This is a genomic window from Sulfobacillus sp. hq2 (assembly GCF_002903155.1).
Lineage (GTDB): Bacteria > Bacillota > Sulfobacillia > Sulfobacillales > Sulfobacillaceae > Sulfobacillus > Sulfobacillus thermotolerans.
Genome location: NZ_NWUL01000029.1, coordinates 55,977 through 70,087, shown reverse-complemented (window position 1 = coordinate 70,087; position 14,111 = coordinate 55,977). Strand labels below are relative to the sequence as shown.

The following is a 14,111-nucleotide window of genomic DNA, read 5'->3' as shown; positions in this document are numbered from 1 at the left end:
CATGGTCATATGGGACGGGCTAGGCCCCGTGGGCGTAATGGTTTTCGTGCTGGCGGCGAAGGGACCAAACGTGCATAAACTGCCCCAGCAGGTCGCTTGGTGGGCGACAATGATATGCCTTGCGACGGCAGGACTTTCGTTTCCGGCCATATGGCGGGGACAGGATACGGCTATTTTAGAGGGAATAGTGAATCTAATCGCCGTCAGCAGTGCCTGGGATAGTGTGATATGGCGGCGTGAGCACCAGGCGATCTCCTTGCGCGCTTATTATTGGTGGTGGTCGTTGTTTTGGCTATCGCTGAACGTCATTGCGTGGTCGCCAAATCTCGCTGTGTCGTGGTTGGCGATTGAATTTTCCACCTTAGCGTCGGGGGCTTTAATCGTACTGGGCAATACGCCGCAAGCGCTGGAAGCAGCATGGAAGTATATTGTTATTGCATCGGTCGGCTTAGCCTTGGGACTCATGGGGATTATTTTCATCTATGGAAGTTTGAGATCGCAAGGACTGGGCTGGCAGACGCTGTCATATGTCAATTTATGGCGGCATCATGCCCATATCGCAGGGATAATACGGGCGGTTGCGACGTTGTTGGTTGTGGGGGGGATCGGCACCAAGGTCGGCTTAGTGCCCTTTCACACGTGGTTGCCGGATGCTCACTCAGAAGCCCCATCGCCGGTCAGTGGATTGCTGTCGGGCGTGCTTCTAGGGCTCTGCCTTATCACTCTTGTACGTTTTATTCAGGCGGTTCCCGTACCCTCAGAAAGTGTGTTGTCAGGTCCCCATCTGCTTTTGGGCTTTGGCATGGCCTCAGTGGCCATGGGGGCACTTGCGCTGTTTGTCCAGCACGACATCAAACGCTTGTTGGCGTATTCAAGCATTGAACAAATGGGCATTATGGCGATTGGATTTGGCTTGGGCACGCCGCTTGCCGAGACGGCAGCGCTGTGGCAATACGCGTTTCATGCCGTGATTAAGTCCACGCTATTTTTCACCAGTGGCCATTTAACGGAGCGGTATCATTCCAAGAACCTTGGTCATATCACGGATCTTGCGCGTCAGCATCCAAAAATGGCCGGGCTTTGGGCGGTGGGTATCTTGGCCTTAGCAGGCCTGCCGCCCTTAGGGCTGGCGTATAGTGAATGGATGATACTTTGGGCCTTGTGGCAATCCCACGCACTTTGGGCCTTAGGGACGATGAGTACCGCGCTTGTCTTGACTTTTACGGCATTGCTGTACCATCTGTTGAAAGGGCTGTGGGGAGGCTTGGAATCATGGCCACAACTTAAAGCCAACACCCCAGGAGGTAAGACGCTTGCAGAAACCTCAGCGGAGATGTGAACCGGCCCAGTGGATTCAGGCCAATGAACACGCAAAGCAGGCGAAGAGCCATCTGTTAGCGTTAACAGCCTATTCGGACAGGCGTCTTCGTAGTGATTGGCTGAAGGAAGACGGCGATATGCTCACCTACGAGGTGGACGTGGCAGACGGGACCTTTCCCTCCTTAACCCCAAGTCTGCCCGAAGTGTCATGGGATGAGCGAGAAATTCATGATCTATTTGGGTATATCCCACAAGGGCATCCGGATATGCGCCCGTTGATACGAACCCCGCGGTGGCCCCGTAAATTTTTCCCTATGATGATGGAAGCACCCCAGTTTGTGCCCGATGACGAGTGTGACGTAGGCAATCCACCACGCGTTGTCGACGGCGATGGCGTTACCATCATGACGGTCGGACCCACGCATGCAGGCATTATTGAATCGGGGCATTTTGTGTTTAGTATCATGGGCGAAAATGTTTTGCATTTAGACTTGCATTTGTTTCAGAATCACCGGGGGGTGGAGTCTTGGCTTCAGGGCTTGCCGGTAACCTCCGTGGCAGCTGTTGTGAGCCGTATTTGTGGAGCCGATACCGTGTCTCATCAAGTTAATTGGACTATGGCCGTGGAACACCTCGCAGGCCAAGAACCTCGTCCCGAGGTCGTACAGCAACGTCTTTTGCTGTTAGAATCTGAACGCGTCCTCAACCATCTCAATGATTTAGCGCAAATTCCTGCTGGGGTGGGCTTTGCTGTAGCCAACCAGCGGGCTATGGCCATGAAAGAAATGTGGCAGCGTGCTATGCACCAATTAACGGGTCACCGCTTACTCTTTGACACCGTGTCGCCGCACAGAACCGTTCGCATCGAACCGTCTTTGCTTTTGACCCTGATTGCTGAAATGAGGCAGGTCTGGGCCCCGTGGCGCAAATGGGTGGAAGGCCACCATGGATTTCAAGACCGAATGGCAGGGACAGGCGTGGTGACGCAGGAAGAAGCGTGGCGGCTTGGAGCCCAAGGAGTGGTGGCCAGAGCATCGGGCTTGGGCTTTGATGCCCGTTTGCTGACTCCTGGATATGGCGATTTAGACTGGACCCCTGCGTGCGAATCCCGAGGTGATGTCGCAGCGCGGTTTCGGGTCAGACTTCATGAAGTTGAGGAATCGTGGCGTATTCTCGAACAGGTAGCGCGTAATCTCATAGGCGCCCCGGATCCAGAGTCGTCTGGGGTGGGGGCCATATTGCCTGACTTAAGTGGCGATATCACGACGTATACCGAGTCTCCCCATGGGTTGAATGCCCATGTGATCTCCTTAGACCATGGGCGTGTGCGCCGTTATCATGTGCGCTCAGGCACTTTTCGCAATTGGCCGCTTATGGTCAAGGCGGTGTCAGGCGGCGCGGTGGGTGACTTTCCCTTGATCAACAAGAGTTTCGAGTTGTGTTATAGCTGTACAGATCGATAGATAGCTGGAAGGAGTAAAGGCATATGGGCCACCATTCACATTCACGGTCGTTGCAATGCCGCCATGTTGATGCGGGGAGCTGCAATGGTTGCGAGCAAGAACTAAACGCTTTGACGGGGTCCTTTTACGATATGCAGCATGTGGGACTGGACATCGTCGCCTCTCCACGCCACGCCGATGCCTTGATTGTAACAGGGCCCGTCTCTGATACGATGATGACGCCGCTCAGAGCAGTATGGGCCGCGTTGCCGCGTCCCAAACGGTTGGTGGCATTGGGCGATTGTGCTGCAGGCTACGGGGTGTTTCAAGGAGCCTATGCGACGCGGGGGGGAGTCGAAGGCAGCATGCGTCCACCCGATGTTGTCATTCGGGGATGCCCGCCAACCCCCGCCGAGATTCTGCAAGGGCTTACGGCTGTTATGGATACATTATTGGAACCGTCTTCATTCATTGATAGTCAGCCCTCGGCCGACTTGGTCGAGGCGCGCCGGATTCCGCCGCTTGAGCAACCACGCGGTGACCAAACCCCAGCCGATGTAGGCGAACGTGAGATATAAAAACAAATTAAGGGGCCACGGGGGGATAGGCACAATGGTGGAGACTAATGGAATAGCCATCACCAGGGCGCCCAGCAGTGAGGGCACGATTCCCACTAGCCAGGACATGTGATAGTGCTCGGGTTGCTTGAACCACATAGTCACCCACGCTAGGTTGACTAAAATGTAAAGAGTGAGACCCAGCACGTCTGCTGCGGCGACTAAATCGCTGAAGCCTTGGGGATAGGGCTTGACAGACACGGCCATGATGGTCAGCAAAAACCCTGAAAAAAGAGCTAAACCGGCCATAGCATGAAAGGGCGTGCCAAAACGGTGATGAACTGTGGCAAACCAGCGGGGAATCACGCCGTCCCGCCCCATGGTATAGATGACGCGTGCGCTGGCTGTTGCACTCGCCAAGGCAATGCCCAGTGCCGATGCCATCCCGGCCAGTTCGACGGCCAGCGCCATCCACGGCCCCACATAGCGCGTGGCTAGGACACTTAAAGGCAAGGTAGCGGTGGCCAATGCGTGACCATGGCCGACACCGTAGCCGATAGCAATGGCATAAGCCACCAGGATATAAAGAAAGCCGCCTACGATGATTGTGGCAAATATGGCTAAGGGGATGGTACGAAAGCGTTGCTGGGTTTCCTCGGCCACGGTGGCGGACGCTTCAAAGCCTGCAAAAGCCCCAACGCCATAGAGCATGCCGAAGATAATACCTACCCAGTGGGTTCGGGCGCGGAACGGGGAGAAGACAGCCCAGGTATTGCCGTTGGCGCCTCCTTGCCCAATAATGGCGGCAGCCAATGCCACAATGATACTAGTTTCGAGAATGACCAACACGAGATCCACGCGCGAGGACATGCGAACACCTCGCATAACCAAGAGCGTGATAGCTAAAAGCGCCGCCACCGTGAAGAGAAACCAGGACAGGTGAATGCCCCAAATCTGCATGGCAAATGCCTGTGAAAAGTAGCCAAACACCAACAAGTTGGAAGGCAAGGAGAGTCCATATGCTAAAAACAGCATCCAGCCGGATACAAATCCCATGACTTTATTGAATGCTAAACTATTAAAGGTATAGGCCGCTCCGGCGGATGCGAAGCGTTTCACAAAGTGCAAAATGGAGGCGGCGGTGAGAAACGAGGCGATCATGGCGAATACAAATGCTAAGGGAACGGCTGTTCCAGTAAATTGTGCCATAGCCTGGGGCAAGAACAAGACGCTTGCGGCCGGTGCCATGTTCCCAAAGGATATGGCAAACGCTCCCCAAAAATTTAGCGTACCTGCTCTAAGAGTCTGTCTTGATTCGGCGTTCCCCATCCATGCACCTCGCGTTTCGTTTTGGGAACTCCCTCGATCCGTAAACAGATTAGTGGGTGAATAACACAAGGAAACTGCCCATGCTCAAGGATAAAAAGATTAAGGCAATGAAAACGGCAAAGAGTTTTTGCCACATGGGCATGGGCTGCGGTGCTCTTTCTTCGTGTTTTTGACGTCTAGGTGAACGCATGGCATGCTAATCTCCTTCGTCAACTCTGTATCCTAACCATAGCACAAAATAAGAAAAGCGGCAGCGGTTTCGGGGGGCCATGCCGTGTGTTGGTATCACGAGCCTAAGAATTTTGACACGGATGACCCCCACCAGTATCCTAAAGGAGAGGTGTCTTCAAGCACTAAGTTTAGGAGGGAATATCGACGGCTAAGTTATTGGTTGTGATTGGAAGTACCCGACCCGGGCGCGTCGCATTGCCTGTTGGGCAATGGATTGCCCAGCGGGCTGAAGCCATGGGGGGATGGGATGTCGCTATCGCGGACTTAGCAGAAATCAATCTGCCGTTTATGGATGAGCCCAAACACCCCCGTTTTCATCAATATGTCCATGATCATACGAAAAAATGGAGTGCGCAGGTCGAATCGGCTGATGCGGTGGTCTTCGTGACCCCGGAATATAACTATGGATTTAGCGCTCCCCTAAAAAACGCGATCGACTATCTTTTTAGCGAGTGGCACTATAAGCCCGTGGGATTTGTCAGTTATGGGGGCGTTTCAGGTGGGGTGCGAGCGGTTCAGATGCTGAAACAAGTCGTCACGACCTTGAAAATGGTGCCGGTTACTGAAGCCGTAAATATCCCATTCATTCAGCAGTATTTTGATGACCACCACCAGTTTCATCCCAGTGAAGCCACAGAACAAGCGGCCCAGGATATGCTCCAAGAGTTGCGTCGCTGGAGTCATTCTCTGCAGTCTATGAGGAGCACGCACCATCACGTGACCCCCTAAAAAATAAACGCGGGCATGCTGTTCGCAACGATCGGCCTATGACCTATGGGCCGTTTGTCCTTTATCTGCGTCCTGATGCCCTATTGTGATTCTCTCGTCCCTATCGTACGATGACCTGAGACAGCACCAGTAGGGCGCGTGAAACAATGGTGCCTCTTGGGACACGACTGCGGGGAAGCGGAGGAATGACGAAATGGCTGAAATTGCGATCTCGACGCTCAGTCGATGCCGACAAGATGCGGCGCGGGCGGCAATGCGCTTTTCATTAGAAGCAGAAACGCACTTTCGAGCGCGGCGATATAAGAGTGCAGCTTTTTGGGCTGTGGCCTCATTAGAGGAATCGGGGCGAGCCATACTCTGCCAAGAATGGGTAGCAAGCAGCCATCCTGGCTGCTTAATGACCGCTGTGCCTCAAAAGGCATGGAATGCGGTGCGTTTTGCCGATGCCGATGATGGTCATCAAATTCGCCTCCGCGCCGCGCAAGCAGGAACGGCGATCATGATGAATGCCTTTTTGTTGCACACCCAAGACCAAGAACCCGCGTCTGTCCGGGATTTCCACCAACAACGTGTGCGCGATATTCTGCGGCGCTATCCGGTCGTCAAAGCGTGGGTGCGGGATTGGATTTCCGCATTCATCGGTGGAAGTTTCCAGAGCTCGTTGCCACTGGGACCCTTAGAATCCGGTCCTCACGCTTTGCCTATGTGGTCGCCTTCTAAGCAGAAGGCGGAGGCTGATGAGGCTCTCGTTTTAGCTCCAGGGTCTACGTCTATCGCAGTAGGATTGCGCCATAAGGTGCGTGCTTATGTGGGGTGGGCTTTATTGCTCAGCAACCTCTTTCGCGTGCAAGAGACCGTGATGTCTTAAGCGAGATGATACAACTGTTTTAGATGCCCGTCTTCTGTGTATGCAGAAGACGGGCATTGCTGTCTTAGCCTAGATGACCAGTCCTTATTGCGCGAACCCATTTCAACGAGCCTTACGTTAAATAGGCGTTGACGTCTGAGTTAAAACATTAGTAACATTATAGGGAATAGGGGGTATGGCCATGACGTTGGTCGGTATCGTTTTATACACAGGGATTTTATTAGCCTCCGGCTACCATGCTAAGCGTCGGAGACCAGGAGGGTTTTGGGATGGTGGCCACCAAATATCCACAATCACGACGTTTATCTTGGTGACAGCCCTATGGGCTTCGTCGTGCATCGTCGTGGAGATCGATACGGCGTATGCGGTCGGGTGGTCGGCGGCGTGGTATGGCGTTTCTATCTTCACCTTATCGGTTTTGGTAGCTCTTTTACTGCCTTTTTTTCAATCCCGAAGCTATATCTCTAATAGCGGTTTGTTAGGTGCCGTCTATGGACCGGCTGTGCGTCGCCTTTCGGGATTAATTATTGGCATTACGTTTCCGATTTTTGCGATGTCTAATGCGGTGTTTTCTGCCGTTTTCTTTCATGTGCTATGGGCATGGCCCATGGCATGGAGTCTTGCGATCACCACAGCCGTCTTAATCGCGAGTATTCAGTTTGCGGGAATGAGGTCTTTAGCAGCCACTCAAGGATCAAATTTAGTCTTGATGATGGGCTCTTTGGTGATGATCGCGTGGATTATGCATCAACAACCTCTGACCCATCCGGTTCCTATTCTGTTGGCGAACCGATTGATGGGGTGGGAAAGTGTAGGACTTCCCACCATTCTGGTATGGTTTGGGATGAACTGGCTCAATGTTTTTGCGGCGCAGGCCGAATTTCAAATGTTAGCAGCCTCTCGTTATCCTGGCAAGGCTCGGATGATTGTAGGGTGTTCTTCGGCCGTCCTTCTCGGCGTTGTTGGGATTTCCACTTGGATAGGCCTGCGCCTGCGCATGTTGGCGCCCAGGCCTGGACCCGGAGCTCTTGTTCACCTGGCGGTCTTGTTGACGCGCCACGCACAGCCGTGGCAGATGCTGGTCATTGGGTTAGGCATTTGGGCGATGGCGCTTAGTTGGTGCAGTCCGCTGCTGTTTTCCGGGGCCATTAGCTTGGGCGCCGATGTCATGCCCCGGAAGGCTAGTATGATGGCGACCAAGTGGGCGCTTGGGGTGGAGGGGGCCTTGATGATTGCTTACGCTTTATGGAGACCCGGGGAGATGGCGTGGTGGAGAGTTTTTGGGCTTACCCTGCGTAATGCGGGTGTGGTCGGCCCGACGGTAGGCTTGCTTTTATGGGGGGACGACATGCCGAGTACGGTGATAACGTGGGCCATGGTGAGCGCAGTGGGGGTTGGCTTTGTGTTGAACGCCCTCACTGGATTCTCACCGGTGCATTTCGTTGATGGGGTGAATCCGATGTGGGCTGCTCAAACTGTCTCATTTTTAATACTGGCGGCGGGACGGTGGAGCGCAATCAGGCAGCTTAGATACGGTATCGCGTGGTTAGCCGGGGCGTTACTGATGATGGTGGACGTGGCCTGCAGTGCGTGGAGTGCGGGGGCTTTGCGCGGCATTTTGCTTTTAGGCATCAGTGCGGCATTGGTGGGGTTGACGTGGCATCTGACGGCAGAGCACGCGCCCGGCGATGGGGTGAGCCTCGAGGCGGGCGATTTCTAGTGGGGCTGCTCCTTCGGCGCATAGGACGATGAGGCTCGACTCATACTAGGGCCATCATGGTAATAAGGAGGGGTCAAATGAAAGTCAAAGACATTATGACGCATAAGGTGTCGACGGTCGCGCCGAGCGATTCGATCGAGCATGCGGCAAAAATCATGAAGCAATTGCATTGCGGCAGCACGCCCGTGGTTGAAGGCGGCAAAGTGGTGGGAATAATAACCGACCGGGACATTAGCATCAAGGCGGTAGCCGAAGGCAAGGGGCCCAATACGGCAGTCAAGGATATTATGTTTACGCAGGTGGTGACGTGCACACCAGAAACGGATGCCCGGCAAGCAGCGGACATCATGGCCGACAAGCAAATTCGGCGGTTACCTGTTATAGACCAAGGCAAGCTCGTGGGGATTGTCGCCATTGGTGATTTAGCCCGGGTTGACATTTTTACCCACGAATCAGGTCATGCCTTAAGCGATATTTCAGAGCCAAGCCAACGGCCTAACGCGGTGCAATAAGTCCAAAACGCGCCTGACATGACAACAAAGCCGCCGGTTGGCGGCTTTTGCCGTGTGCTGGCTAAAGGAGATATGAATGCCCCTATGAAACGTGTCATTTTAGATATGGACCCCGGGATTGACGATGCACTGGCTTTAATAATCGCGCTTAACCGCTTTGATGTCCTTCGTGTTTGTACAGTAGGAGGGAACGTGAAGCTCGAGGATACATATCAAAACGCGCGATTTCTCTTAGAGCAGGCTGGACGGTCTGATATTACCGTGTGGGCAGGTGCTTCGCGTCCGTTGTTCTATCCCCTTATCAAGGCCGCCGCCATTCATGGCGGCCATGGTCTCGGATTGTTGACGGATATTCCCAAGCAGAGGTTACCGGAAGACCGGGCATGGACGGAGTTGGCCGCTCTTGCTCATCAAGACGTTGGGCCCATGCATTTGATTTCGACGGGGCCCTTAACAAATTTAGCGCTTCTCTTCTTAGCCCATCCCGATCTCGCCACGCGCTGGACGAGCATTACCTGTATGTTTGGAGCTCTACCCGGGACGCACGTTGACCGCTTTGAAGAATTCAATGTGTATTTAGATCCCCACGCAGCAGATGTGGTGTTACGTTATGGGGAAAATGTGCAATTAATTGGCATCAATGTGGCGCACCGCGCGTTACTGCCCCTAAAAGATGTCCAGCGTTTTCGCCAATATGGACGAATTGGTCAATTGCTGTTCGAATTAATGACGTTCTATGGGACGAAATCTCAGGGGGAAGGCGGTGATCCGGAGGCCTTTCCGATTGATGATGTCTTAACAATTGCGGCGGTGGATGCGCCTGACTTGTTTCAATGGGTGGAATTGCCACTGGCCGTGGTGCGCGAAGGTCCCTTGCGGGGCACGGTGGTGGTGGCGCAAGGGCCTGCGGATCGCCCTCTTTGCAAAATTGCGTCTTCTATTGATGTCGACGCCTTTTTAAACTGGTTGTGGCAGAGTTTCGCATAACAGAATACTCCATTTCCTATGATCGCCTATGGGCGCGGAATAGAGTAGAATAACCGCATCTAAGGGTATCAGGGATGGAGCGTTGGGCGATGTGGCCATACTACCGCAAGAAGCGGGGCGCGCAAGTCGAGCCATTGCAAGAAGAGGACGTGGATGTGCGGCACAATCAAGCCGTCAATGTCTGGAATGGGCTGCTTAAAGCCGTCGAGTTACGCCTCGTAAACCCCTATTTGGGCATTAATATGGTGCGTTTGGGCGCCCCTAATTTATTTTTAGGGGTCATGATTGCTGTGCCATATCTTGCGCAAGCGTTGGCTGCAGCGATCGGGACGGGTTGGCTACTGCGTGCGCGTCGTCCCAAGCGCTTTACGGCTCAATTATTTCTTGCGGCACGGTTGGGATTTTTGCTTTTAGCGGCCGTGGACTTCTGGGGCAATAAACCCCACGCGGCGCTGTGGTTTTTGTTGGCCGTCATCGTGCTGAATCTGCCAGGCGCTTTAGCGGTCATTGGCTGGCAAACGCTGCTCGGCCAGGTCCTACCGCCCTCGGGGCGTGCGCAAGCGGTGATGTGGCGGCAATGGGGGATGAATGCCATTGGCTTGGTCACTCTCCTCGTGGGGGGGTGGGCCATAGGTACGGCTCCTGGCGTTCATGCCTATGGGGTCATGGACGTTATTGCGGCTGCTGTGGGCATTGGAGAAGTCCTAATTTATCAACGGTTTCGTGTCGGCGAGTATCCAACGCCTCAGGTCACAACATGGCACCGCGAAGCGCCTGGTTTGTGGCGGGATATTCCTTTTCGGCGTTTTGCCTTGGGCGCTGCGGTCTTTTACTTTGGTTGGATTTTTCTGTGGCCCGTTTCCCTCCGCTACCAAGTGTCGGGATTACATGCTACCAATGCGTGGATGGCAATTTGGGCGGCCACCAACGGGGCCGCGACGATGTTCGCTTTACCGGTCTGGAAACGCTTACAAAAACCGATTTCCACAGCTCGGCTGGTGCCTATTGCGGCATTGCTGCTGGTCTTGGTTCCGGTCGGTTACATATGGCATCCAAGCATGATGGGAGTCTTAGGCTTGAATATCGTTGGCGGAATAGCCGGAGCGGGGATGAATCTCCTTATGTTTGTACGCTTGTTGGACGTGGTTCCGGAGTCGACGCGGCTCATGGCGATAAGCGCGTACGGCATCTTGACAAACTTAACTGGAGGACTTGGGGCGGTCGTTGCGATTGGCGCGTTAAACTTTTGGGGGGTGCCGCTGGCAGCGGGCATTGCTGCTGCCATGCGGCTTTTGGGCGTTGCACTCTTAGTTTGGGCCACCACGACCCGTAAATGGGCGTTGCGCGCTCCGGGTATGCCTATGGAGTTATAGAGGCGGATATAGGTGGCGAAGTTCCGTCATTACCGCTTCGGTTACCGATTGCGTTGAGTCCGTTCCTCCTAAATCAGGCGTTTTATGGCCCTTTTCCAAGGCTCGTTCAATGGCTTCTAAGATGGTTGCTCCGACGTCGGGAAAGCCGAGATGGTCGACCATCAGTTTGGCCGTCCAAATTTGGCCGATGGGATTGGCAAGACCCTTGCCCGCGATGTCCGGGGCCGATCCATGCACGGGTTCAAACATCGAGGGATACTGGCCTTCGGGGTTGATGTTCGCGGACGCGGCAATGCCAATGCTGCCTTGAATGGCGGCTCCCAAATCGGTTAGTATATCGCCAAACAAATTAGATCCGACGACCACATCAAACGTCTGGGGCCGTGTTACAAAATACGCGGCCAGCGCGTCGATGTGGTAGAGCACTTGTTTTACATCGGGATATTCTTCTCCGACTTCCTGAAATACTTCATCCCAAAACGGCATGGAAAAGTTAATCCCATTGGATTTGGTAGCAGAGGTAAGGGACTGGCGAGAGGCACGGGCTAGGTTAAACGCATAGCGGATAACGCGTTCGGTGCCGAAACGGGTAAACACGCTATTTTGCACCACCACTTCTTGTGGCGTACCAACGCGAAGGCGTCCGCCACTGTTGGAATATTCGCCTTCTGTATTTTCCCGAATGACGACAAAATCAATGTCGCCGGGATGATACCCGCACAAAGGGCTTGTAATCCCGCGTAAGAGTTTGATGGGCCGCAAGTTGATATATTGGTCAAATCCGCGCCGAATCGGCAATAACAGACCCCATAGTGACACGTGGTCGGGAACGGGCGGAAAGCCGACGGCTCCTAAGAAGATCGCGTCAAAGGGCTTCAGTAAATCGAGGCCATTATCCGGCATCATATGCCCATGGCGTTGATAATAGGCGCAACTCCAGTCAAAGACGTGGGAACGTACGGCGAATGCGTTGGATAACTGCCCAGCTAACTCCAAAACCCGCCAAGCTGCCGGAACGGTTTCTTGTCCAACTCCGTCCCCGGGGATGACAGCAATATTGAATGTTTTCATGCAGTCGTTGACTCCTTTGGCATGGGAATAGACACGTTATAATGCATAATACAGGGAATCCTCACAATAGCATAGTTTGTGAATTGACTTGCCAATTAGAGGGTAAACGAGTAGTTTTTGTATCGAGAATCATGGGCGTTGTCTTAAGGCCTCTCGGACTGGTTCTGGTTGGCCTTTGCATATCACGCGTTAATTCCGTGACTCTGTGGAGGTGCAACAAGGCCATAAGCATGGACGGCAAACATCAAAGGAGGAGGGCCCTGATATGCAAATTGCGAATGTTTTCTATGGTGGGGAAGAGCGGATTGCGGTATACCACGCCGAGTCATGGATGATCGTGCCGAAGACGTGGCACGGGTTAACCATGAGCACCACCGACGATTTTCTTTTGCATCAATCGACGTCATCATTTTCTGTGCCGGACTTGCTAGAGGCAGCGGTTCCGGTAAAGTCTGGTGAATGGACGTGGCGGCCTGCACTGACGCGCCCCGAAAAAATTTTTTGCATTGGACTCAATTATAAGCAACATGCGTTAGAAAGTGGTATGCCTCTGCCTACTTCTCCGGTGGTGTTTAGTAAATTTTCGAATACTCTTGCGGCGCATGAGGAAGGGGTTCCCATTCCGGAAGCCTCATCGCAAGTGGATTATGAAGCGGAATTGGCGATGGTTATTGGCCGTGTGACACACAATGTGTCGGTTGACGAAGCGCTGCAAAGCGTTTGGGGCTATACGATTGCCAATGATATCTCTGCCCGTGACTTGCAAACGAAAACAAGCCAATGGTTGCTAGGCAAGTCATGCGATAAGTTTTTGCCGTTAGGACCTGTAGTCACTTCGGCTGATGCTATTCCCGATCCCAATCACTTGGCTATTGATCTTTGGCTTAATGGCGAAAACCGCCAGCATTCGAATACCCGCGATATGATTTTTTCGTGTGCGGAAATTGTGTCATACTTGTCGAAAGTATGGACGCTGAAGCCTGGGGATGTCATTTGTACGGGCACGCCCCAAGGCGTCATCTTAGGTCGGCCGGAAGGACAAAGAGACTGGCTGAAGGCGGGCGATGTGGTTCGGTTGCGGATTGAGGGTCTTGGCGAACAACTGTCACACTTTGTTTAAGCGAGCTGCCACCACACTTGTCGCGGAAGACGCGTGAGAAAGGAGGGGATTGTCATGCCCCAAGCAGCCATATTTGTCACTTGTCTGGTGGACCTCTTTAAACCGCAAACAGGCTATGCAGCGGCCGAAGTCATGGAGCGCCATGGGTGGGAGGTTGAAGTGCCTTTATCGCAGACGTGTTGCGGACAGTTTGCGTATAATGCAGGTCATTTTGCCGAAGCCATCAAACTGGCTCAACATTTTATTGAGGTCTTTGAGAGCGCTAATGCGGCCACCATTGTGGGCTTATCGGCTTCATGTACCGCTATGGTAGCGCATGAATACCCGGAACTTTTCCAGCGTGAAGGAGCCAATATGGGACTAGCGCCCGAAGAGGTCGCCCAATGGGTGCAGCGTGCTACGGTGATGGCGGAACGACTCATGGAATTTGGAGAGTGGGTGCATGGGCAAGAGGCTCTGGCGTTACCGGCGGTCAAGCCAGAAAAGGTGGCGGTGCATCATGGGTGTCATATGCGCCGTGTGTTAAAAGCCATGCAACCGACCGATGAGGCGTTGCGGGCCTATGGAGCGGAATTGGTCGAGTATCCTGATGAGACCCAGTGTTGTGGTTTTGGTGGTACCTACAGCATGATTGAACCCACGATATCGACCCAACTTGCTGATGCGAAGCGGGAGGCGTTGAGCCAAGCGCAAGCCGCAGGTGCCACCAGTCTGATTAGTGGGGACTGGGGATGTCTTTTGCATTTGAGCGGGCGGATGGAATACGAAGGGGATCGTTGGCCGGTGTTGCATGTGGCGGAATGGATTAACCAGCGAGAAAAAATGTCAGCACAGAAAAAAGGAGAGTGATGG

The 14,111-nt window shown here is 53.5% G+C and carries 13 protein-coding genes; 11 read left to right on the top strand and 2 right to left on the bottom strand.

Annotation, left to right across the window (positions count from 1 at the left end; genetic code table 11):
* Position 1: 1 nt before the first annotated feature.
* From CO251_RS05285 to CO251_RS05275, 3 genes are read left to right on the top strand one after another with little or no spacing between them, the layout of a single operon-like run.
* Positions 2-1,339: a proton-conducting transporter membrane subunit gene (locus CO251_RS05285; RefSeq protein ID WP_103374761.1), complete on the top strand. Its 1,338-nt coding sequence runs from the start codon at positions 2-4 to the stop codon at positions 1,337-1,339.
* Positions 1,314-2,783, top strand: coding sequence for an NADH-quinone oxidoreductase subunit C (locus CO251_RS05280; RefSeq protein ID WP_103374760.1), 1,470 nt, complete (start codon positions 1,314-1,316; stop codon positions 2,781-2,783). Before CO251_RS05285 ends, CO251_RS05280 begins: the two co-directional genes overlap by 26 nt.
* Positions 2,784-2,806: 23 nt before the next feature.
* The gene (locus CO251_RS05275) at positions 2,807-3,340 is read left to right on the top strand and encodes an NADH-quinone oxidoreductase subunit B family protein (RefSeq protein ID WP_103374759.1); all 534 of its coding nucleotides are present in this window, start codon (positions 2,807-2,809) and stop codon (positions 3,338-3,340) included.
* Here CO251_RS05275 and CO251_RS05270 read toward each other — a convergent pair.
* A complete protein-coding gene (locus CO251_RS05270) occupies positions 3,227-4,648 on the bottom strand; it encodes an APC family permease (protein ID WP_103374758.1) in 1,422 nt (473 codons plus the stop codon). The genes CO251_RS05275 and CO251_RS05270 overlap by 114 nt on opposite strands.
* Positions 4,649-5,041: 393 nt before the next feature.
* Between CO251_RS05270 and CO251_RS05265 the strand changes: the two genes are divergently transcribed.
* From CO251_RS05265 to CO251_RS05240, 6 genes are all read left to right on the top strand, one after another.
* Complete coding sequence (locus CO251_RS05265; RefSeq protein ID WP_242968341.1) at positions 5,042-5,608, top strand: NADPH-dependent FMN reductase; 567 nt, start codon at positions 5,042-5,044, stop codon at positions 5,606-5,608.
* 193 nt (positions 5,609-5,801) lie between these two features.
* Positions 5,802-6,476 carry a hypothetical protein gene (locus CO251_RS05260; RefSeq protein WP_103374756.1) on the top strand — a complete coding sequence of 225 codons (675 nt, stop codon included), beginning with the start codon at positions 5,802-5,804 and terminating at the stop codon, positions 6,474-6,476.
* 181 nt (positions 6,477-6,657) lie between these two features.
* Positions 6,658-8,196, top strand: a complete 1,539-nt coding sequence (locus tag CO251_RS05255; RefSeq protein ID WP_103374755.1) for a hypothetical protein — start codon at positions 6,658-6,660, stop codon at positions 8,194-8,196.
* Positions 8,197-8,273: 77 nt separating this feature from the next.
* Positions 8,274-8,708, top strand: coding sequence for a CBS domain-containing protein (locus CO251_RS05250; protein WP_103374754.1), 435 nt, complete (start codon positions 8,274-8,276; stop codon positions 8,706-8,708).
* A gap of 84 nt (positions 8,709-8,792) precedes the next feature.
* The gene (locus tag CO251_RS05245; RefSeq protein ID WP_158246196.1) at positions 8,793-9,695 is read left to right on the top strand and encodes a nucleoside hydrolase; all 903 of its coding nucleotides are present in this window, start codon (positions 8,793-8,795) and stop codon (positions 9,693-9,695) included.
* An 89-nt stretch (positions 9,696-9,784) separates the two neighbouring features.
* Entirely contained in the window at positions 9,785-11,068 is a 1,284-nt protein-coding gene (locus CO251_RS05240) for an MFS transporter (RefSeq protein WP_103374752.1), read from the top strand.
* Here CO251_RS05240 and CO251_RS05235 read toward each other — a convergent pair.
* A complete protein-coding gene (locus CO251_RS05235; RefSeq protein ID WP_103374751.1) occupies positions 11,063-12,139 on the bottom strand; it encodes a tartrate dehydrogenase in 1,077 nt (358 codons plus the stop codon). The two genes, CO251_RS05240 and CO251_RS05235, sit on opposite strands and share 6 nt — an antisense overlap.
* A 265-nt stretch (positions 12,140-12,404) precedes the next feature.
* Here CO251_RS05235 and CO251_RS05230 point away from each other — a divergent pair, with 265 nt between their 5' ends.
* Positions 12,405-13,259 (top strand): fumarylacetoacetate hydrolase family protein, encoded by an 855-nt coding sequence (locus CO251_RS05230; RefSeq protein WP_103374750.1) that lies wholly within the window; start codon positions 12,405-12,407, stop codon positions 13,257-13,259.
* 54 nt (positions 13,260-13,313) lie between these two features.
* A complete protein-coding gene (locus tag CO251_RS05225) occupies positions 13,314-14,108 on the top strand; it encodes a (Fe-S)-binding protein (RefSeq protein WP_103374749.1) in 795 nt (264 codons plus the stop codon).
* The last annotated feature ends 3 nt before the right edge of the window (positions 14,109-14,111 follow it).